Annotated in this window: 21 protein-coding genes; 7 read left to right on the plus strand and 14 right to left on the minus strand. The window is 70.7% G+C overall.

Annotation, left to right across the window (positions count from 1 at the left end):
- The first annotated feature begins 28 nt into the window (after window positions 1-28).
- A complete protein-coding gene (locus R6V09_RS03275) occupies window positions 29-421 on the plus strand; it encodes an STAS domain-containing protein (RefSeq protein ID WP_317879803.1) in 393 nt (130 codons plus the stop codon).
- On the opposite strand, the gene R6V09_RS03280 is transcribed toward R6V09_RS03275, so the two are convergent.
- The 3 genes from R6V09_RS03280 to R6V09_RS03290 form a co-directional block, all read right to left on the minus strand.
- Window positions 305-1,321 carry a sigma-70 family RNA polymerase sigma factor gene (locus R6V09_RS03280; protein ID WP_317879804.1) on the minus strand — a complete coding sequence of 339 codons (1,017 nt, stop codon included), beginning with the start codon at window positions 1,319-1,321 and terminating at the stop codon, window positions 305-307. The genes R6V09_RS03275 and R6V09_RS03280 overlap by 117 nt on opposite strands.
- A gap of 104 nt (window positions 1,322-1,425) precedes the next feature.
- Window positions 1,426-2,547 carry a DNA polymerase III subunit beta gene (gene dnaN / locus R6V09_RS03285; RefSeq protein WP_317879805.1) on the minus strand — a complete coding sequence of 374 codons (1,122 nt, stop codon included), beginning with the start codon at window positions 2,545-2,547 and terminating at the stop codon, window positions 1,426-1,428.
- Between the two features lie 93 nt (window positions 2,548-2,640).
- On the minus strand, window positions 2,641-3,936 hold the full coding sequence (locus R6V09_RS03290) for an MFS transporter (protein WP_317879806.1): 1,296 nt from the start codon (window positions 3,934-3,936) through the stop codon (window positions 2,641-2,643).
- Window positions 3,937-3,999: 63 nt separating this feature from the next.
- Here R6V09_RS03290 and R6V09_RS03295 point away from each other — a divergent pair, with 63 nt between their 5' ends.
- Window positions 4,000-4,956, plus strand: coding sequence for a LysR family transcriptional regulator (locus tag R6V09_RS03295; RefSeq protein ID WP_317879807.1), 957 nt, complete (start codon window positions 4,000-4,002; stop codon window positions 4,954-4,956).
- A 1-nt stretch (window position 4,957) separates the two neighbouring features.
- On the opposite strand, the gene R6V09_RS03300 is transcribed toward R6V09_RS03295, so the two are convergent.
- Window positions 4,958-5,965, minus strand: coding sequence for a zinc-binding dehydrogenase (locus R6V09_RS03300; protein ID WP_317879808.1), 1,008 nt, complete (start codon window positions 5,963-5,965; stop codon window positions 4,958-4,960).
- 707 nt (window positions 5,966-6,672) lie between these two features.
- On the minus strand, window positions 6,673-7,434 hold the full coding sequence (locus tag R6V09_RS03305) for a dienelactone hydrolase family protein (protein ID WP_317879809.1): 762 nt from the start codon (window positions 7,432-7,434) through the stop codon (window positions 6,673-6,675).
- Between the two features lie 113 nt (window positions 7,435-7,547).
- Between R6V09_RS03305 and R6V09_RS03310 the strand changes: the two genes are divergently transcribed.
- Complete coding sequence (locus R6V09_RS03310; protein ID WP_317879810.1) at window positions 7,548-8,705, plus strand: adenosine deaminase; 1,158 nt, start codon at window positions 7,548-7,550, stop codon at window positions 8,703-8,705.
- A gap of 140 nt (window positions 8,706-8,845) precedes the next feature.
- Window positions 8,846-9,205: an ATP-binding protein gene (locus R6V09_RS03315; RefSeq protein ID WP_317879811.1), complete on the plus strand. Its 360-nt coding sequence runs from the start codon at window positions 8,846-8,848 to the stop codon at window positions 9,203-9,205.
- A 140-nt stretch (window positions 9,206-9,345) separates the two neighbouring features.
- On the opposite strand, the gene R6V09_RS03320 is transcribed toward R6V09_RS03315, so the two are convergent.
- The 5 genes from R6V09_RS03320 to afsQ1 all read right to left on the minus strand — a co-directional run bounded on the left by R6V09_RS03320 (window position 9,346) and on the right by afsQ1 (window position 13,331).
- Complete coding sequence (locus R6V09_RS03320) at window positions 9,346-9,549, minus strand: PspC domain-containing protein (protein WP_262056304.1); 204 nt, start codon at window positions 9,547-9,549, stop codon at window positions 9,346-9,348.
- A gap of 94 nt (window positions 9,550-9,643) precedes the next feature.
- On the minus strand, window positions 9,644-10,195 hold the full coding sequence (locus R6V09_RS03325) for a VanZ family protein (RefSeq protein WP_317879812.1): 552 nt from the start codon (window positions 10,193-10,195) through the stop codon (window positions 9,644-9,646).
- Between the two features lie 207 nt (window positions 10,196-10,402).
- On the minus strand, window positions 10,403-11,047 hold the full coding sequence (locus tag R6V09_RS03330) for a hypothetical protein (protein WP_317879813.1): 645 nt from the start codon (window positions 11,045-11,047) through the stop codon (window positions 10,403-10,405).
- A complete protein-coding gene (locus R6V09_RS03335; protein ID WP_442809958.1) occupies window positions 11,044-12,657 on the minus strand; it encodes an ATP-binding protein in 1,614 nt (537 codons plus the stop codon). Before R6V09_RS03335 ends, R6V09_RS03330 begins: the two co-directional genes overlap by 4 nt.
- The gene (gene afsQ1, locus R6V09_RS03340; protein WP_019066936.1) at window positions 12,654-13,331 is read right to left on the minus strand and encodes a two-component system response regulator AfsQ1; all 678 of its coding nucleotides are present in this window, start codon (window positions 13,329-13,331) and stop codon (window positions 12,654-12,656) included. The genes R6V09_RS03335 and afsQ1 overlap by 4 nt, the downstream gene beginning before the upstream one ends.
- A gap of 244 nt (window positions 13,332-13,575) precedes the next feature.
- On the opposite strand from afsQ1, the gene R6V09_RS03345 reads away from it, so the two are divergent.
- Window positions 13,576-14,313, plus strand: coding sequence for a SigE family RNA polymerase sigma factor (locus tag R6V09_RS03345; RefSeq protein ID WP_317879814.1), 738 nt, complete (start codon window positions 13,576-13,578; stop codon window positions 14,311-14,313).
- A gap of 167 nt (window positions 14,314-14,480) precedes the next feature.
- On the opposite strand, the gene R6V09_RS03350 is transcribed toward R6V09_RS03345, so the two are convergent.
- Window positions 14,481-15,128, minus strand: a complete 648-nt coding sequence (locus R6V09_RS03350) for a uridine kinase family protein (protein ID WP_317879815.1) — start codon at window positions 15,126-15,128, stop codon at window positions 14,481-14,483.
- Window positions 15,129-15,255: 127 nt separating this feature from the next.
- Between R6V09_RS03350 and R6V09_RS03355 the strand changes: the two genes are divergently transcribed.
- Window positions 15,256-15,660 (plus strand): hypothetical protein, encoded by a 405-nt coding sequence (locus tag R6V09_RS03355; protein WP_317879816.1) that lies wholly within the window; start codon window positions 15,256-15,258, stop codon window positions 15,658-15,660.
- 103 nt (window positions 15,661-15,763) lie between these two features.
- Here R6V09_RS03355 and R6V09_RS03360 read toward each other — a convergent pair whose 3' ends face one another.
- From R6V09_RS03360 to deoC, 3 genes are read right to left on the minus strand one after another with little or no spacing between them, the layout of a single operon-like run.
- The gene (locus R6V09_RS03360) at window positions 15,764-16,666 is read right to left on the minus strand and encodes an aldehyde dehydrogenase family protein (protein ID WP_317879817.1); all 903 of its coding nucleotides are present in this window, start codon (window positions 16,664-16,666) and stop codon (window positions 15,764-15,766) included.
- Window positions 16,667-18,121 carry an aldehyde dehydrogenase family protein gene (locus R6V09_RS03365; protein WP_442809959.1) on the minus strand — a complete coding sequence of 485 codons (1,455 nt, stop codon included), beginning with the start codon at window positions 18,119-18,121 and terminating at the stop codon, window positions 16,667-16,669.
- Window positions 18,122-18,127: 6 nt separating this feature from the next.
- On the minus strand, window positions 18,128-19,084 hold the full coding sequence (gene deoC / locus R6V09_RS03370) for a deoxyribose-phosphate aldolase (protein ID WP_317879822.1): 957 nt from the start codon (window positions 19,082-19,084) through the stop codon (window positions 18,128-18,130).
- Between the two features lie 190 nt (window positions 19,085-19,274).
- Between deoC and R6V09_RS03375 the strand changes: the two genes are divergently transcribed.
- The coding region (locus R6V09_RS03375) for a PH domain-containing protein (protein WP_317879818.1) at window positions 19,275-19,725 on the plus strand (451 nt) is incomplete at its 3' end.

Below are 19,725 nucleotides of genomic sequence, written 5' to 3' on the forward strand. Positions count from 1 at the left end.
CTGCCGCGGCACTAGGCGGTCGCTCCCGATGAGTTACGACCGCCCACCCGGTCTACCGATCGTGGACGCCATGACACCCGCTGTACTCGTGCCGAACCGCCCCGTCACCCGTGACGAGGTGGCGCGGCTGTGCGACGAGGTGCGCCGGTTGCTGGAGGCGACCGGTGCCGGGGTGGTTCCGGTCGAGGTCGAGGCGCTGGGGCCCGGGCCGCCGGGGCTCGGTACCGTCGATCTCCTGGCCCGCCTTGAGCTGACCGCGCGGCGGGCCGGCGGCCGGATCAGGCTTCGCGGGCCCAGCCCCGGACTACGCGCCCTCCTCGATCTGGTCGGGCTCCGCTTCGAGATGGAGGGGCAGGTCGAACAGCGGGAACCAGCGCTTGGTGTCCAGGAAGAAGTGGAACCCGGTGAGCCTGCCGTCTGAGATCTCCAGGACCTGCACCGACCAGGGGCTGAAGCCGCCCGCCTCCGGGTCCGGCTTGTACTGGGCGAAGCCCGGCAGGCCGTTCACCTGCACCGGGATCAAGCGGGAGCCCTCGCAGGCGGCGCCGAGCGTCGTCATGAAGCCCGTGATGTCGTCGTGGCCGGTCAGCCACAGGTCGAACGGCGGCATCGTCATGATGGCGTCCTCGTGCAGCAGCGCCGTCAGGGCCGCCATGTCGTAGCCCTCGAAGGCCGCGACATACCGCTCCAGGAGCTTCTGCTGCTCCTCGTCGAGCGGGTCGGAGACGGCCGCGTCGGCCGCCTTCTCGTCCCGCTCGGCGAGGGTGGCGCGGGCCCGCTGCAGCGCGCTGTTGACCGACGCGACCGAGGTGCCGAGCAGCTCGGCGACCTCGCTGGCCCGCCAGGCCAGCACCTCCCGCAGGATCAGCACCGCCCGCTGCTTGGGCGGCAGTTGCTGCAGGGCGGCCATGAACGCGAGCCGCACCGACTCCTTGGCGACCGCGGCCTCCGCCGGGTCGACGACCGACGGCAGCACACGCGCGTCCGGCATCGGCTCCAGCCAGGTGTTGTCAGGGCGGGGCGACAGCGCGGCCTGGGCGAGCGGAGTGGAGTCGCTGAGGTCGACGGGCCGCGCCCGCTTGTTGCCCGCGGACAGCATGTCCAGGCAGACATTCGTCGCGATCCGGTACAGCCAGGACCGCAGACTGGACCGCCCCTCGAACTTGTCGTAACTCCGCCACGCGCGGACCATCGTGTCCTGCACCGCGTCCTCGGCCTCGAAGGAGGAGCCGAGCATGCGGTAGCAGTACCCGGTCAGCTCGACACGGTGTTTCTCCAGCCTGATATCGAGGTCCGTCGTAGTCACAGCGCTGTCACTCATGGTCTCGCCCACCCACCCCTGTGGCCGTTCTTCCCTTACCCCGAAACGTAGCGCAGGCCACTGACAATGGCCCCCGGAGTGGACAAAAGCCCAGCTCAACAGGGTCAGAGCAGCTGCCTGACGGACATGAGCAGATGCCGGTGAGCGCCGCTGGGCCCCGTGTCCCCGGCCGCGCTCAGCAGCGCCCGCTGCCCCTGCCCGAGCAGTTCGAGCCGCAGGCCCGGTGTCTCGAAGGAGTTCAGCGCGTCCAGGAGATACGCCGGGTTGAAGGCCGTGGTGACCTCCTCGGCACCGCTCAGCCGGGCGGGCAGTCGCTGTGCCGCCACGTCGTCGCCGTATCCGGCCCGCAGCAGGACGCCTTCCCCGGCGGTGAAGTCCAGCCGCACCGGACTGTTCGTCTCCGCCACCACCGCGACCCGCCGCACCGCCTCGGCCAGCGCCTCGCGCTCCACCTCGGCGACCGCCGCCCCCGCCATGTCGAACAGCGCCCCGTACGCGGGCAGCCGCCCCTCCAGCCGTCGTAGGACCGTCTGCGTCCGCCCGCCTTCGAAGCCGAGCAGGCCACCGCCGTCCAGCCCGATCCGCACCGCGCCGCAGCGGGCGAGCGACCGTGTCACGTCGAGCAGCCGCCGCGCGGGCAGGAGCGCCTCCACGGGACCGTCGGCGGCCGTGGACTCCGGCTTCCACTCCAGCCGTCGTACGGCATACCGATAGCGGTCGGAGGCCGACAGGGTCATCATGCCGCCGTCCAGGCGCAGTTGTATCCCGGTGAGCACGGGCAGCGTCTCGTCCCGCCCGGCGGCGACGGCGACCTGCCCCACCGCGGTGGCGAACGCGCCCGCGTCCACGCCCCCGTACGGTGCGGGCGGTACCGGAAGGGCCGGGTACTCCTCGTAGGGCAGCGTCGACAGCCCGAACCGGGTACCGCCCGCCTCCACGGTGAACCGCGTCCCCTCCACCGCGCAGCTCACCGGCCCGTCCGGCAGCACCTTGCAGATGTCGAGCAGCCTGCGCCCGAGGACGAGCACCCGCCCCGTCCCACTTGTCTCCGCGTCCACCTCGACGCGCGACGCGGCCTCGAAGTCGAACCCCGCGACGGTGAGCAGTCCCGCCCCCGTCTCCAGGAGCAGGCCGCCCAGCACCGGCACGGGCGTCCGGGTGGGCAACGCGCGCGCCGCCCACCCCACGGCCTCGGCGAAGACGGCCCGCTCGACCTGGAACTCCATCAAAAATCCCCCTGATCAGTCCGGTTGCCAGTGGTGGCGGACGTTATCCGCCGGCACTGACAACCGGCCCCGACCAGGGGGAAGCCGGCTGTGTCAGGCAGCCGCGGCCAGTTCCCGCCGCCCCATCCGAGCCGCCCGCGACCCGAGCACCGTGATCGTCACGACGCCCAGCACCGCCAGGACGCCCACGCCGACCGTGCCCGCCCAGCCGCCCGCGTGGAACGCGAGCGCGCCGACCGTACTGCCGGTGCTGGAGCCGATGTAGTAGGCGGACTGGTAGAGGGCGGAGGCCTGGGCGCGGCCGGTGGTGGCCGTCTTGCTGACCGCCGAGGAGGCGACCGCGTGCCCGGCGAAGAAGCCCGCCGTGATCAGCACCAGGCCGAGCAGCACCAGGGGGAGTGAGTCGGCGAGAGAGACCAGGAGACCCGTGGCCGTCGTACCGCCTGCCAGGTAGAGGGCGCCTCGGCGCCCGAGCCGGCCGACCAGACGGCCGGCCGTGGACGCGGACACGGTCCCCACCAGATACACCAGGAAGATCGAGCCGACGATGCCCTGGGGGAGGGAGAAGGGGGCCTCGGTGAGGCGGTAGCCGATCACCGTGTAGACGCCGCCGAAGACTGTCATGAACAGGGCGCCGATCGCGTACAGACGGCACAGCAGCGGGTTCGCGAGGTGGTCGCGGACCGTGCGGGCCAGGACGCGCGGGCGCAGCGAGCCCGGCGTGAAGTGCTTCGGGGCGGGGAGGAGAAGACGGAAGGCGACCGCGCAGCCGACCGAGATCAGGCCGATCACCCCTACGGCGACCCGCCAGCCCCACTCCTGCGCGACCCACCCGGTGATGACCCGGCCGCTCATCCCGCCGACGCTGTTGCCCGCCACGAACAGGCCGATCGCCGTGACCAGCGCCTTCGGCCGGACCTCCTCCGCCAGATACGCCGTCGCCGACGCGGGCAGCCCGGCCAGCGCGGCACCTTGGAGGAACCGCAGTGCCACCAGCGCGCCCAGCGACGGCGCGAACGGCACCAGGACCCCGATGCTCACCGCGACCACCAGCGACGCGGTCATGACCGTACGACGTCCGAAACGCTCCGAGAGCGCGCTCATCGGCAGGACGAACACCGCGAGTCCGCCGGTCGCCGCCGCCACCGTCCAGCTCGCCGCGCTCGCCGCCACCCCGAACTCGCCGGAGATCAGCGGCAGCAGGGCCTGCGTGGAGTACAGCAGCGCGAAGGTCGCCACCCCCGCGAGGAAGAGCGCGAAGCTCATCCGGCGATAGCCGGGACCACCCGGCGTCAGCCGTGAGTCGGAGGAAGAGGATGTGGTGGAGGCGGCGGGGACAGGGGTCGTGGCGGCCACGGCGGTGGACGCCCCGGTATCGGCGGGAGACATGCTTCGAAGCTACGTACACTCCCGCTCATCCGTCCAATGCACGGAAACGCCATAATCGTTCCCATGGTGCATCAGTACAGCTCACAGGCTCATCTGTCACCGTCCGGTGACACGGAAGACATCGTCGCGCTGCTCGCGCCCCGCCTCGCGTACTTCGCCGGTGTCGCCCGCACCGAGCACGTCACGCGGGCCGCGCAGGAGATGCAGGTCCCGCAGTCCACTCTGTCGCGGGCCATGGTCCGCCTCGAACAGGACCTGGGCGTCGACCTGTTCGCCCGCAGAGGCCGCACGGTGTCGTTGACGCCCGCCGGCCGCACCTTCCTCATCTCCGTCGAGCGTGCCCTCGCCGAGATCGGGAAGGCCGCCGACGAGGTCCGCGCCGACGCCGACCCCACCACCGGCAAGGTCGCCTTCGGCTTCCTCCACACCCTCGGCTCGGAGACCGTCCCCGAACTCATCCGCGCCTTCCGCGCCGACCATCCCCGCGTCCGCTTCAGCCTCGTCCAGAACTACGGCGAGGCCATGCTGGAGCGGCTGCGCGCGGGCGAGCTGGACCTGTGCCTCCTGACCGCGCCGACCCTCGACGCCCCCGACGTCGTGGCCCACCGCCTCGACGTGCAGAAGCTCCGCCTCGTCGTCCCGGCCGACCACCGCCTGGCCTCGCGAAAGCGGATCCGCCTCGCGGAGGCGGCCGACGAGACCTTCGTGACCCTGGAACCGGGCTATGGCCTCCGCAGCATCACCGACGACGTCTGCGCGGAGGCCGGCTTCCGCCCCAGGATCGCCTTCGAGGGGGAAGAGGCGGAGACCCTACGGGGCCTGGTGGCGGCGGGACTGGGAGTGGCCCTCCTGCCCCCACCGGCCGTACCCCGCCCGGGAGTTGCCGAACTGACGGTCACGGCCCCGAAGGCGGTACGGGAGATCGGCGTGGCCTGGCTGGACGGCCGCCCGGACACACCCCCGGTCGCCGCCTTCAAGAAGTTCCTGCTGTCGAGGAGGGGCAACCTGCTGCCCGGATAGCTCAGCTCTGGTGCCGGACCCGCACGACCAGCTTTCCGGTGGCGCGGTTGTGTTCCATGTCGTCGTGGGCCTGCGGTACTTGCTCCAGGCCGTCGTACACGCGGTCGACAGGGAAGGCGAGTTGGCCGGTGGCGATCGCGTCCAGGATTTCCTGGAAGGTCTCCCGGGGGAGGTCGGAGGCGTCGCCGAAGTAGCCCGCGAGGCGTACGCCCCTCGGCAGGTACTCGTTGGGGGAGAAGTCACGGACGGTCCACTGGTTGGAGAGGCTGCCGCCGAAGCAGGCCGTGCCGTGGACGCGTACCGTGCGCAGGGTGTCGGGGAGGGTCGGGGTGCCGACGAGGTCGAGGGCCGCGTCGACGCCGTCCGGGTACAACTTGCGTACGGCGGGGGCGACTTCGCCCGTGTCGAGCAAGGGATGGTCGACACCGTGCTCCTTCAACTGGGCGAGGCGGTCCGGGCGCCGGGTGGTGGACAGGACTGTCGCACCGCGCCACGTCGCCAGCGCGGCGGCGGCCAGGCCGACCGAGGAGGTGCCGCCGCGGATCAGCACGGTCTGGCCGGGGCGCAGGTCCAGGCCGACGGTCAGGGAGCCGTAGGCGGTCTGCACCATCTCCGGCAGGGCGCCCAGCACTTCCCAGGGCAGGTCGGTGTCGACGGGGATGACCTGGGCCAGCGGCACCGACGTGTACTCGGCGTAGCCGCCGTCGTAGGTGCGCCCCATGTCCCCCATCATCGCGACGACCTTCTGCCCGGGGACCAGCCCGCTGCCGGCCGGGGCCGCGTCGACGGTACCGGCGGCCTCGATACCCGGCACCCGGGGAAAGCTGACGCCTTCGCTCACTCCCAGCCGCAGTTTCAGCTCCGAGCGGTTGAGCCCGAACGCCTCGACCCGGATACGCACCCAGCCGTCCCGCTCGGGCGGGAGGGGAAGCGTGGTCGGTCGCAGGTTGTGCACGGGGCCGGGGGCGGAGAGCTGGACGGCGCGCATGGTGGCCGGCGAGGACGTCATGGGCGTGCCTTCTTCCCGGAGAGAGGGGAGCGTCGGTCGGCGGTCGTCAACGTCCGGCCGCGGCGGCTTCATTCCCGGCTTGCGCTGGACGTCGGTTGGTTGGTTGTTGCGGTACGTGGTGGGGGCGCGGCGGCATTTCCGGACTGGTCCCGGGTCTGGTTGGGTTGGTCGGTGCGCTGTGCGCTGTGCGGTGTGTGGTGCGGTCGAGTTTCCGACTTGCGCTGGACGTCGGCGGGTTGGTCGCTGCGGCATGTGGTGGGGGCGTGGCGGCGTTCCCGGACTGGTCTCGGGTCTGGCCGGGTTGGCCGGCGTGCTGTGCGGTGGCGGTGCGGTCGCGTTTCCGACTCGCCCCGGACACCGGCCGGTTGGTCGCTACGGCACGTGGTGGAGGTGCGACGGCGTTCCCGGACTCGTCTCGGGTCTGGCCGGGTTGGCCGGCGTGCTGTGCGGTGGCGGTGCGGTCGCGTTCCCGACTCGCCCCGGATACCAGCCGGTTGGTCGCTACGGCATGTGGTGGAGGTGCGACGGCGTTCCCGGACTGGTCTCGGGTCTGGCCGGGTTGGCCGGCGTGCTGTGCGGTGGCGGTGCGGTCGCGTTCCCGACTCGCCCCGGACACCGGCCAGTTGGCCGCCGCGCCACGCGGTGGGGGCGCGACCCCGCATCCCCGACTCGCCCTGGAACCCGCCCGGTTGGCCGCCGTGCCCGGCTCACTTGCGCAGGGAACTCCCGAAGCCCGCCGCCAGCGGCATCCGCAGCCCCAGTGGCGGCGGAGCCTGCAGCGCGTCCTCCACCGGCCGTGCGAACGCCCGCCCGAACAACGCCCCCATCACGAAGTCCTCGGTCAGCGCGTGCACTTCCTGCCGGTGCTGGTGCAACGCGTGCCCGTCGGAGTGCACTTCGAACCGGCACACGTCCCGGTTCGCCTTCTTCGCCCGCGACGCCAGCCGGAACGACAGTTCGGGATCGGTCCGTTCGTCGTTCGTGCCGTGCACGATCAGCACCCGCCGCCCCACCAGCTGCTTCACCGGTTCGGGTGGCGCGGCCACATCCTGTTCGGGCAGCCAAGGAGCCAGCGCAACCACGGAGTTGACGGCCTCGTGCCCGGCGGAGCGCAGCGCGGCCCGCCCGCCCATGTCGAACCCGGCGAGACACACCGGCACGTCCCCGTACCGCCGTACGACCTCGTCCACCGCCCACGTGGCGTCGTGCGCGAGATACGCCTCGCTGCCGTTCCAGCCGCGCACGCGGTAGTGGACGACATGCGCGGCCAGCCCCTCGGTGGCGCCCGCCCGGGCCAGCCGGCGCCCCAACGTCCGTACGGAGGCCGCCGCCAGGAGAGGGGACGGCCTGCGGGCGGAGACCTCATCGCCACCGGGGAGCAGCAGGACCACGCCGCTCACCGAGGTCGGTTCGGGACCGAGCGCTCTCCCCAGCCGGGCCGTCCTGACCGGCGTCGCTTGCTGTGCCATGACAGAACAGTGTCAGAAGTGAGCGTGTACGCCATCCTTCCGCGCGGTCACCGTTACGTATCGACGGATTCGTACAACAAGCGATCTACGCGCGTAGGAGTTAGAGTGCGGAAATGACGAGCCAGAGCACCCCGAACACTCCGACGCCGGACCAGATCCGCCGGGCGCCGAAGGTTCTGCTGCACGACCACCTCGACGGCGGCCTCCGCCCGGGGACGATCGTCGAACTCGCCCGCGACGCCGGGTACACCCAACTGCCCGAGACCGACCCGGACAGACTCGGCGCGTGGTTCGCCGAGGCCGCCGACTCCGGTTCCCTGGAACGGTACTTGGAGACCTTCTCGCACACCGTCGCCGTGATGCAGACCCGGGACGCGCTGATCCGGGTCGCCCGCGAGTGCGCCGAGGACCTCGCCGAGGACGGCGTCGTATACGCCGAGGTGCGGTACGCGCCCGAGCAGCACCTCGACGGCGGGCTCAGCCTCGAAGAGGTCGTCGAGGCCGTCAACGAGGGCTTCCGGCAAGGGGAGTCGCTGGCCCGGGAGAACGGCCGGCGGATCCGTGTCGGCGCCCTGCTCACCGCCATGCGGCACGCCGCCCGCTCCCTGGAGATCGCCGAACTCGCCAACCGCTACCGCGACCTGGGCGTCGTCGGCTTCGACATCGCGGGCGCGGAGGCCGGGTTCCCGCCCACCCGGCACCTGGACGCCTTCGAGTACCTCAAGCGCGAGAACAACCACTTCACCATCCACGCCGGTGAGGCCTTCGGGCTGCCGTCGATCTGGCAGGCGCTGCAGTGGTGCGGCGCCGACCGGCTCGGGCACGGGGTGCGCATCATCGACGACATCCAGGTCCAGGACGACGGCTCGGTCAAGCTCGGCCGGCTCGCCTCCTACGTCCGGGACAAGCGCATCCCGCTGGAGCTGTGCCCCAGCTCCAACCTCCAGACCGGCGCCGCCGACTCCTACGCCGAGCACCCCATCGGGCTGCTGCGCCGGCTCCACTTCCGGGCCACGGTCAACACCGACAACCGGCTGATGTCCCACACCAGCATGAGCAGCGAATTCGAGCACCTTGTCGAGGCGTTCGGTTATTCGCTCGACGACATGCAGTGGTTCTCCGTCAATGCTATGAAGTCAGCATTCATTCCTTTCGATGAACGACTGGCCATGATCAATGACGTGATCAAGCCCGGATATGCCGAACTCAAATCCGAGTGGCTGTTCCGCCAGACGGCCTCCACCAGCGGTTCTGTGCCCGAAGAGGGCTGAAGGGGGCTGAGTGGGAGGCTCGGAATGCGGGCGGGTGTTCACAATCCGTCCGCATTTCGATGTTTGCGGCGGGTGCCTTCGCGTGTTTACGGTCTTGGACCGCTCACATCCCCGTCTTCCCATTCAAGGACGCATTCACCATGAAGCAGTCTGCTGTCAAGACCCTCGGTGTCGCCGCCCTCGGTGCCGCCTTCGCCGCCGTAGGCGCGGGTGCCGCGAGCGCGGCTCCGGCGGTCCCGGACGCCACCCAGGCACTGGGCACCGTGACCCACACGCTGCCCGCGGAGAACGTCACCAAGGCGCTGCCGGGTGCCGGCGAGGCGCTGAGCCAGGCGCAGCCCGCGCTCGCCGGTGGTCTGTCCGCCGTGCAGCCGGCCGTGGAGAAGGTCCTCTCCGACGGCCCGACCGCGCCCGTCGCCGGACTGCTGGGCGGCCTCCCGCTGTCGCAGACGGGCCTGCCCACGCACGGCCTGCCGGTCAACGGCCTCCCGCTGGGCTGAGACCCGCTGGGCTGAGACCCGCTGGGCTGAGACCTGTTGGGCCGAGCCCACCCCCGAACGCGCCGATGGGGCGCGCCCCTGGACGAGGGGTGCGCCCCATCGGCGTACGTGCGCCGGGGTCTTACCGGACCTCGGTGGCCTCACCAGGCCTCGGTGCGCACCTTGTCCTCGGACGGGAACAGGATCCACAGCGCGATGTAGAGCACGAACTGCGGGCCGGGCAGCAGGCACGAGAGCAGGAAGATCACCCGCATCGTGGTCGCGGAGGTACCGAAGCGCCGCGCCAGCGCTGCGCACACTCCGCCGATCATGCGGCCTTGGGTGGGGCGGGCAATGGCGGTCATTTTTGGCTCCTTCGCGAGCGGCTGTCCGAGGCCCCCCGTGTGGTTGCCCCATCTGCCTTCAACGGTACGGAGCCGGAGGCCGGCGGGCGTCGCTCTACGGTGCGATGCCGACCCTGGGAATCGTCGGGGTCCGTCCCTGAGTCGCTTCCTCCTGGAGGAGGGGCGCGGGGAGGGGGTTCTCGCCCCTGCGGCGGAGCCAGGCGCGGGCGGCGGGAACGATCGCGACGTGCGCGAGGGCCACACCGACCGTGTTCATGAGCAGCGAGTCGACGTCCACGACCTGGCCGGGCACACCGGTCTGCAGCAGTTCGATGCCCAGGGAGATCAGGGCGCCGGCGGCGACCGTACGGATCAGGGACGCGAGCGGCGAGACATGCAGCCGGCCGCTGACCATCGGGAGCAGCACGCCCAGCGGGGCCAGCAGCGCGAGGCCCTCACCGATCCGCTTCGTCGCCTCCGGCCAGCCCAGCGTCAGATCGGCCCGGATACTGGCCAGCGGGTGCAGGTTCGGCGGCATCACCCAGGGGACGTCCCGCGGGCGCAGCGTGACCCAGGCGACGAGCACGAGGTGTGCGACGAGGAGGACACCTCCTGTCACACGGACGCGAATCGCGGCACTGCCGCCGATGGAGCCTTGACGCTGCACGCCCCACTAGACGCCCCCTCCGGCACGATCGGTTCCGGGTAGGGGCCAAGCACCATGGTGAGGCTTCCGCCACACCCCTCCTTTTCGGCTCGTTCACCTCCGGGGCGCTTTCAGCCGGTGTCGAGAGCACGACCGTGCTCAGCGCTTCGCGCCTCCGCGCGCTCGTACTCTCGACACCGGCGCGCCCCTCCGGCTCACTCGCGCGCTTCAGCCGCCCGTCACCTCGCTGGAAGGCGGTGCGTTGGTGCCGGGGGCGGAGCGGACGTCGTCCGTGCATTCGTAGCGGCGCAGCGGGGTGTCGTCCGGGCCGCCGAGGATGACGGAGCCGTCGCCCTCGGCCGCGGCCGAGTCGGAGAACGTGCAGACGATCTGGGCGAGCGCGTACGACGTCAGGTCGGCCGGTGAACTGCTCAGCCGCAGCGCGTCCTTGGGGTCCTTGGCGCGCGGCCCGCTCACGGACATGCCGCCGCGTACGTCGGTCGTGTACCCGGCGTCCAGCTCACCCGACGACGGCGACTCGGCGAGCTGGTCCAGCAGCCCCTGGGCCACGAACACGCGCCGCCGCACGTCCGCCGTGCCGTCCGGCACCTGCACGGCCCGGTCGACGGCCACCAGCGACGACCCGCACAGCAGGAACACCTGCACAGGCACCCCCCGCGCGGCCTGCGCCGTCATCTCCGGCTCGGTCAGCGTGCACCGCACCCGCGAGGGCGCGGCCCCGAAGTCGGTCGGCACCTCCGTGGCCCGGATCCCACACCCGGCGAGCAACAGCCCGAGCAGCGGGACAGCCACCAACCGCCGCACGGCCACGCCCCGTTGCCCGGCGGGAGTCCTCAACTGTCGTACGGTCATGACACGTTCCCCCTGGAGCCGCCCGAGCCGCCCGCGCCGTCGGGGGTGTCTCCCTCGCTCACGCCGCCCTCGCCCTTGTCGGTCTCCTCCGTCAGTTCGGAGGCGTCCCTCGGCAGCCGCAGGGTGAACACCGCGCCGCCGTCGGGGGAGTTGGCGGCGGTGATGTCGCCGCCGTGGATGTGGGCGTTCTCCAGGGCGATGGAGAGGCCGAGGCCGCTGCCCTCGGAACGGGGGCGGGACGCGCTCGCCTTGTAGAAGCGGTCGAAGACGTGCGGCAGGACGTCCTCAGGAATGCCGGGGCCGTGGTCGCGGACCGCGATGACGAGGTCGTCGTCCTCCAGGCGGACCGACACCCGGACCGGCGAGCCGCCGTGCTTGAGGGCGTTGCCGATGAGGTTGGCGAGGATGACGTCGAGGCGGCGCGGGTCGAGCCGGGAGTGGATGCCGCGCTCGGCGTCCAGGTCCACGGCGTCCAGCCAGGCGCGGGCGTCGATGCAGGCGGTGATCTGGTCGGCGAGGTCGACGTCGTCGAGGACGAGCCGGGCGGTGCCCGCGTCGAAGCGGGTGACCTCCATCAGGTTCTCGACGAGGTCACCGAGCCGCTTGGTCTCGCTGACGACGAGCCGTACGGCGGGCTCGATCATCGGGTCCACACTGCCGGTCTCGGCGTCGAGTTCCTCTTCGAGCACCTCAACCACCGCCGTGATCGCGGTCAATGGGGTGCGCAGCTCGTGCGACATGTCGGCGACGAACCGGCGCGAGGCGTCGTCGCGTGCGGCCATGTCGGCGACCCGTTTCTCCAGCGCCTCGGCCGTCTGGTTGAACGTCCGTGACAGTTCCGCGAGTTCATCGGTACCGGAGACCCGCAGCCGGGTGTCGAGCTTGCCCTCGCCGAGCCGACGCGCGGCGATGCCCAGCCGGTGCACGGGCTTGAGGACGGTCGTCGCGGCGGCCTGCGCGAGCAGCGCGGAACCGATCAGCGCGAGCCCGGTGGCGATACCCAGCGACCAGGCAAGGGAGTTGAGGTCTTTCGCCTCCGGTTCGAGGGACTTGAGCATGTAGCCGGTCGGCCCGCCGCCGATCATCCGGGTACCGGCCACCAGGAACGGCGTGCCGTGCTCGGTGACCCGCTGCCAGTACAGGTGGTACGGCTCCTTGTTGCCGTCGGTCACCGACTGCTGCTTGTTCACCGCCGTGCGCAGCGACTTGGGCACGTCCTCCAGCGAAAAGCCGTTCAGGCCGCCGGAGTTGCCGTAGACCGTCTTGTCGTTCGCGTCCGCGGCGACCAGCAGGACGCTGAAGCGCTGGCTGCTGTTGGCCATCTGGCCCGCGGTGCGCATCAGTTCGTCCTGCGTGGTGGGCATGGGCAGCGCGCTCGCGCGGTTCTGCATCTCCTGCCGGAAGTCGCGCAGCACCGCGTCCTGGGCCCGGGTGAGGACGGCCTCGCGGTTGAGCCAGTAGGCGATGCCGGACGCGGAGACGGCGGCGGTCAGCGCGACCAGGCCGAACACGACCACCAGCCGCAGGCGCAGGCTGGTGAACCGCAGCCGCCACAGGACTCCCTTACGACCCGGGCGCCAGCCGCGGATCCCCCCTGGTGCGTCGGTCACTGAGGCGAGTCCAGGCGGTAACCGACCCCGCGCACGGTACGGATGAGCGTCGGGGACGACGGCACGTCCTCGACCTTGGCCCGCAGCCGCTGGACACAGGCGTCCACCAGCCGCGAGTCACCGAGATAGTCGTGCTCCCACACCAGGCGCAGCAACTGCTGCCGGGACAGGGCCTGTCCGGGCCGCCGGCTCAGCTCCAGGAGCAACCGCAACTCGGTGGGCGTGAGTTGGAGGTCCTCGCCGTTCTTCGTGACGGTCATCGCGGCCCGGTCGATGACCAGCGAACCGAACGAGGCCGCGTCGTTGGCCTCCCGCTCCCCGCGCCGCAGCACGGCCCGGATACGGGCGTCCAGCACCCGCCCCTGCACGGGTTTGACCACGTAGTCGTCGGCACCGGACTCCAGCCCGACGACGATGTCGATGTCGTCGCTGCGCGCGGTGAGCAGAATGATCGGCAGCTGGTCCGTGCGCCGGATGCGCCGGCACACCTCGAAACCGTCGATGCCGGGCAGCATCACATCCAGCACGATCAGGTCCGGCCGCTGCTCACGCAGCAGCTTCAGACCGTCCTCGCCGCTGGCAGCGGTGGCTACCCGGTGTCCCTGGCGCGTCAGCGAGAGCTCCAGGGCCGTCCGGATGGCGTCGTCGTCCTCGATCAGCAACAGGGAAGGCACGGGGCTCATTCTGGCCCATGTGGGGGCGGGGTTTCGACACCTGCACGGGTACGCGCCCGTAGCGCTCCTTTCTGTGACCGGACTGTCCGTTTTCTGAGGGCAGCCGCAGAGGGGGACCCCTGTGACAGGTCTGTGACAGTCGGCGGACACGCCCATGAAGTGACCCCGGCAGGATTTTCGTCACAGGCAAGGAACCACGCCGGAACATCCGAACACCGGGCAAGTCCACTACGGGGGGCGCGAGATGAACACGCTGCACAGCACCAGCAACAACGCAGTCATCACGCGTCTGCACGATGTCACCCGGGGTTCCGAGAAGTCCGGTGCTGTGAGCGGGCGGGGGTGCGCTCGCAGCGCCGGGCGTCAGCACACCGGTTACATGACGGTGGTTGACGCGCACACGGGGGAAGCGCACGGGGGAAGCGGGTACGGGGAGGACACGGGGGAGCGTCGTTCGCTGTCGGAGGCGGAGTTCACCGCCTACGTCCAGGAGCGCCGCGCCTCCCTGTACGCGACCGCCTACCACCTGACCGGCGACCGCTTCGAGGCCGAGGACCTGCTGCAGAGCGCGCTGTTCTCGACGTACAAGGCATGGGACCGGATCAGCGACAAGGCCGCGGTCGGGGGCTACCTCCGCCGCACCATGACGAACCTGCACATCAGCGCGTGGCGCCGCCGCAAGCTGAACGAGTACCCGACCGAGGAACTGCCGGAGACGCCCGGCGACACGGACGCGATGCGCGGCACCGAACTGCGCGCGGTCCTGTGGCAGGCGCTGGCCCGGCTGCCCGAACTCCAGCGCACCATGCTGGTCCTCCGTTACTACGAGGGCCGCACGGACCCGGAGATCGCGGAGATCCTCGACATCAGTGTCGGCACGGTGAAGTCCAGCATCTGGCGGTCGCTCCGCCGCATGCGTGAGGACGAGGTCCTCAGCTTCGGCCGTGACGAGGAGGACGCCTTCGGGGAGCTTGTCGCCTGAGGGTCGGGGGGGAAGTAAGTAACGGGGGAGCACGAAGGGGACCACGGGGGATCGGTACCGGGGGGTGCCGACGGGGTCCTGGGGGGATCACGGGGGAAGTACCACGGGGGAAAAGGAAGAGCGGGACTGGAGGGCCGGGGGGTCCATCCAGTCCCGCTCTTTCTCGTCTACGAGGGGGAGGGCGCCGGAGTCGTGCGTGTCGGCCGCCGGCCGACCGCCGCCGCGGCCAGCCTGCCCAGCGCCTCGTCCTTGTCGCAGGCGTACGCGCCGAGGGTCGTCTGGCGGGCCACGATCGAGCGCTCCAGCCGCATCAGCCGCCAGCCGCGCCGCAACAGGAACGGCACGGACTTACGGCCCTCCCGGAGATCCCGCAGGAAACGGCGCCGGAACGTGCGCATCGGGCCGCGGCTGAGGCACAGCGCGTCGGCGAGGACCCCCAACTCCTGGCAGCGGGTGATGACCTCGGCGGCGAAGATGCCCTCCGCTATGAACAACGGGGTCCGCCCGACGTCGACCGCCTCCGTGCCCGTACGGGCGCTCAGCGAGATGTCGTAGACCGGCACGTCAGTACGACCCGTGCGGCACAGCTCGACGATCGCGGTGACCGCCACGTCCGCGTCCCAGGAGTCGGGGTGGTCCCAGTCGATGTCCGAACTCCCCGCCACCAGTGGCAGCGTCGGGTCGTCGCCCTCCTTGTAGAAGTCGTCGAGCCGCAGCACGGGAAGACCGGAGCGGGCCGAGACGAGGGACTTGCCGGAACCCGAGGGGCCGCACAGCAGCACGACACGGGCCGGTGACGGGGAAAGGATGCTCACGGGACACCAGTTTGACGTATTCCGTACGTCCTGCCGACCCCGCGGGTCGCCATTGGAACGCGCATCACACGTCAACTACCCTTCGTGCTGACCTGATTACCCTGCGCACCAGAAGGTGGCACCAGCAATGGCACGACACACGTCCTCCCCGCACCCGAACGCCCAGCGCGCCCTGGTTGCCCTCGCGACGGCCGGAGTCGCCCTTGGCGCGGGCGCGGCGACGGCCTCCGCGGACACCGCGCCCGTCGTTGACGTGATGCGGACTCGGCCGACCTCGCTCGGCAAGATCGACCCTGCGGCGGGGTTGGGTGCGGTTGCCGGAACGGTGGGTTACGTCACCGGGCCTGTTGCCGGGCTCAAGCCGAACCCCCTCGCGGGGACGGGTGTCGACCCGCTCGACAACGGGGTTGCGACTCAGCTCGCCGACTTCCAGCCGTTGGCCTCGCAGGCGTTGACGGGTCCTGTGGCCGAGGCTCAGTCGATCGGGAGCATGCCGGTGGTGGGGCAGGTGACGGGGCTGCTCCAGGGTTGAGTTGCGGGGGCGGTCGGGGAACTGCGGACTTGTTGCCGGGTGCGCGTCCGTCGTGGCTGGTCGCGCAGTTCCCCGCGCCCCTGGGCGGTGGCCTTCGGCCTGCCTAGTACGAGGAGCCGCCTGCTCCCAGGGAACCCGTGGGATGCCAGACCGTCTTCGTTTCGAGGAAGGCTGTCAGGCGGTCGATGCCCGGAGTCTCCGCGTAATCCACAGGCTGTGGACGGAGAACTCGCTTCAGGTTGTCGGCCGCCGCGATCTCCAGCTCCTTCGCCAGTACGTCGTCCGCGCCCGCGAGGTCGATCGCGTTGACGTCCTGGTGTGCGGCGAGCGGAGTGGCGATCTCCGCCGTCTTGCCGGAGAGGACGTTGACGACACCGCCGGGCAGGTCGGAGGTGGCCAGGACCTCGCCCAACGACAGGGCCGGGAGCGGGGACTTCTCGCTCGCGATCACGATCGCCGTGTTGCCGGTCGCGATGACCGGGGCGACGACCGAGATCAGCCCGAGGAACGACGACTCCTGGGGTGCGAGGACGGTGACGACACCCGTCGGCTCGGGGGAGGAGAGGTTGAAGTACGGGCCCGCTACCGGGTTCGCGCCCCCGACCACCTGCGCGATCTTGTCGGTCCAGCCCGCGTACCAGACCCAGCGGTCGATCGCCGCGTCCACGATCACGGAAGCCTTCGACTTCGACAGGCCCTCCGCGTCCGCGACTTCGCGTACGAACTGGTCCTTGCGACCCTCCAGCATCTCGGCGATGCGGTAGAGGATCTGGCCCCGGTTGTACGCCGTCGCGCCGGACCAGCCGCCGAACGCCTTGCGGGCGGCTACGACCGCGTCGCGGGCGTCCTTGCGGGAGGACTGCGGCGCGTTCGCGAGCCACTTGCCCTTTGAGTCGGTCACCTCGTACACCCGGCCGCTCTCGCTACGGGGGAACTTGCCCCCGACGTACAGCTTGTAGGTCTTGAACACGCTGAGGCGTTCGTTGGTGCGATCAACTGTGCTCATTTATCGCTCGCCCTCCGGGCTCGACGGGGCGAGGTACGCCTCCAGGCCGTGGCGACCGCCCTCGCGGCCGAAGCCCGACTCCTTGTAGCCGCCGAACGGCGAGGTCGGGTCGAACTTGTTGAACGTGTTGGACCAGATGACACCAGCGCGCAGCTTGCTCGCGACCGCGAGGATGCGGGAGCCCTTCTCCGTCCAGATGCCCGCGGAGAGGCCGTACTGCGTGTTGTTGGCCTTGGCGACGGCCTCGTCCGGGGTGCGGAAGGTCAGCACGGACAGCACTGGGCCGAAGATCTCGTCGCGGGCGATGGTGTGCGCCTGGGTGACGTTCGTGAAGAGCGTCGGGGCGAACCAGTAGCCGGAGGACGGGAGTTCGCAGGACGGGGACCAGCGCTCGGCGCCTTCCGCCTCGCCCTGTTCCACGAGTGTGGTGATCCGCGCGAGCTGCTCGGCGGAGTTGATCGCGCCGATGTCCGTGTTCTTGTCGAGCGGGTCGCCGAGGCGGAGCGTGGAGAGGCGCCGCTTCAGGGAGTCCAACAGCTCGTCCTGGATGGACTCCTGGACGAGCAGGCGGCTGCCCGCGCAGCAGACCTGGCCCTGGTTGAAGAAGATGCCGGTGACGATCCCCTCCACGGCCTGGTCGATGGGGGCGTCGTCGAAGACGATGTTCGCGCCCTTGCCGCCGAGTTCGAGGGTGACCTTCTTGGTCGTGCCCGCGACGGTCCGCGCGATCTGCTTGCCGACCGCCGTGGAGCCCGTGAACGCGACCTTGTCGACGTCCGGGTGCGCGACGAGCGCGGCGCCCGAATCGCCGTATCCCGTAAGGATGTTGACGACGCCCTTGGGCAGGCCCGCCTGGCGGCAGATGTCCGCGAAGAACAACGCCGACAGGGGAGTGGTCTCGGCCGGCTTCAGCACCACCGTGTTGCCGGTCGCGAGTGCCGGGGCGATCTTCCACGCCAGCATCAGGAGGGGGAAGTTCCAGGGGATGACCTGGCCCGCCACGCCGAGGGGTTGGGGGTTGGCGCCGAAGCCGGCGTGGTCCAGCTTGTCGGCCCAGCCCGCGTAGTAGAAGAAGTGCGCGGCTACGAGGGGGAGGTCGGCGTCCCTCGTCTCCTTGATGGGCTTGCCGTTGTCCAGGGTCTCCAGGACGGCCAGTTCGCGGCTGCGCTCCTGGATGATGCGGGCGATGCGGAACAGGTACTTGGCGCGCTCGGAGCCGGGCAGCGCCGACCACTTCTCGAAGGCCTTGCGGGCGGCCTTCACCGCGCGGTCGACGTCCGCCTCGCCCGCCTGGGCGATCTCGGCGAGGACCTCTTCGGTGGAGGGGGAGACGGTCTTGAAGACCTTGCCGTCCGCTGCCTCCGTGAACTCGCCGTCGATGAACAGGCCGTAGGAGGGCGCGATATCGACGACGGAGCGGGACTCGGGCGCCGGTGCGTATTCAAAAGTAGCCATGATGGATCAGTCCACCGTCACGTAGTCGGGGCCGGAATAGCGGCCGGTGGCCAGCTTCTGACGCTGCATCAGCAGGTCGTTCAGGAGCGAGGACGCGCCGAAGCGGAACCAGTGGTTGTCCAGCCAGTCCTCGCCCGCCGTCTCGTTGACGATGACCAGGAACTTGACGGCGTCCTTGGAGGTACGGATACCGCCCGCGGGCTTCACGCCGACCTGGATGCCGGTCTGGGCGCGGAAGTCGCGGACCGCCTCCAGCATCAACAGGGTGTTCGCGGGAGTGGCGTTGACGGCGACCTTGCCCGTCGACGTCTTGATGAAGTCCGCGCCGGCCAGCATGCCGAGCCAGCTCGCGCGGCGGATGTTGTCGTACGTCGACAGCTCGCCGGTCTCGAAGATGACCTTCAGGCGAGCCGCCCCGGACGCCTCCTTCACGGCGACGATCTCGTCGTAGACCTTCATGTAGTTGCCCGCGAGGAACGCCCCGCGGTCGATGACCATGTCGATCTCGTCGGCGCCGGCGGCGACCGCGTCGCGCACGTCGGCCAGCTTCACGGCGAGCGCGGCACGGCCGGCCGGGAAGGCGGTGGCGACGGAGGCGACCTTCACGGAGGAACCGGCGACGGCCTCCTTGGCGACGGCCACCATGTCGGGATAGACACAGACGGCCGCGGTCGAGGGGCTCGTCCGGTCGGTCGGGTCGGGGCGGACCGCCTTGGCGCCGAGCGCCCGGACCTTGCCGGGGGTGTCCGCGCCTTCCAGCGTCGTCAGGTCGACCATCGAGATGGCGAGGTCGATGGCGTACGCCTTCGCGGTGGTCTTGATGGAACGGGTCCCGAGCGAGGCGGCGCGCGCCTCCAGGCCGACCGCGTCGACGCCGGGCAGCCCGTGGAGGAAACGGCGCAGCGTGCTGTCGGAAGCCGTTACCTCGCCGAGTGTGTGTGCAGCAGGTGCAGTGGTGGGCATGGTCACCAGACGAGCATATCTACGCGCGTAGCGGCTGTACACCCCGGCAGCTGAGCGCCCTGAAGGGGCGCGGGGCTGTATCGATATGCGGCTCCGCCGCGTGGGCCCGACCAGCCACAGCGCACCCGCACCCGCGAACGCACAGGTCCCCAACGACGAGACGGCGCAGCCCTGAGGCACAATCGGCACCATGACGACCCCGCACCACGAGCCCCCCGCCCCGCAGCCCCCGGACCGCATCTACAGGTCGTCCATGGGCATCGTAGGCGGCGTACTGCTGCTCGCCATCGGGCTCTGGCTCGGCGTCGACGCGCTCGTACGGGGAAACGGCCGCACGCCGTGGCTGGCACTCGCGGGACTGATCCTCGTGGTGCCGCTGGTGGTGGCCTTCACGTTCCGCCCGGCGGTGTACGCCAACGAGGACCGGCTGCGCGTGCGCAACCCCTTCCGGGTTGTCGTCGTGCCGTGGGGCGAGGTGGCCGCGCTGCGGTCCGGGCTCTCGAACGAGGTCCTCGCCAAGTCCGGCACCAAGTTCCAACTGTGGGCGATCCCGGTCTCGTTGCGCAGCCGCAAGCGGGCGGCGCGACGCGAGGCACGGTCCAAGGCGGAGGCGGGCGGCCAGGCCGGCCGGGGCGGCAGGG

The organism is Streptomyces sp. W16 (assembly GCF_033194735.1).
GTDB lineage: Bacteria > Actinomycetota > Actinomycetes > Streptomycetales > Streptomycetaceae > Streptomyces.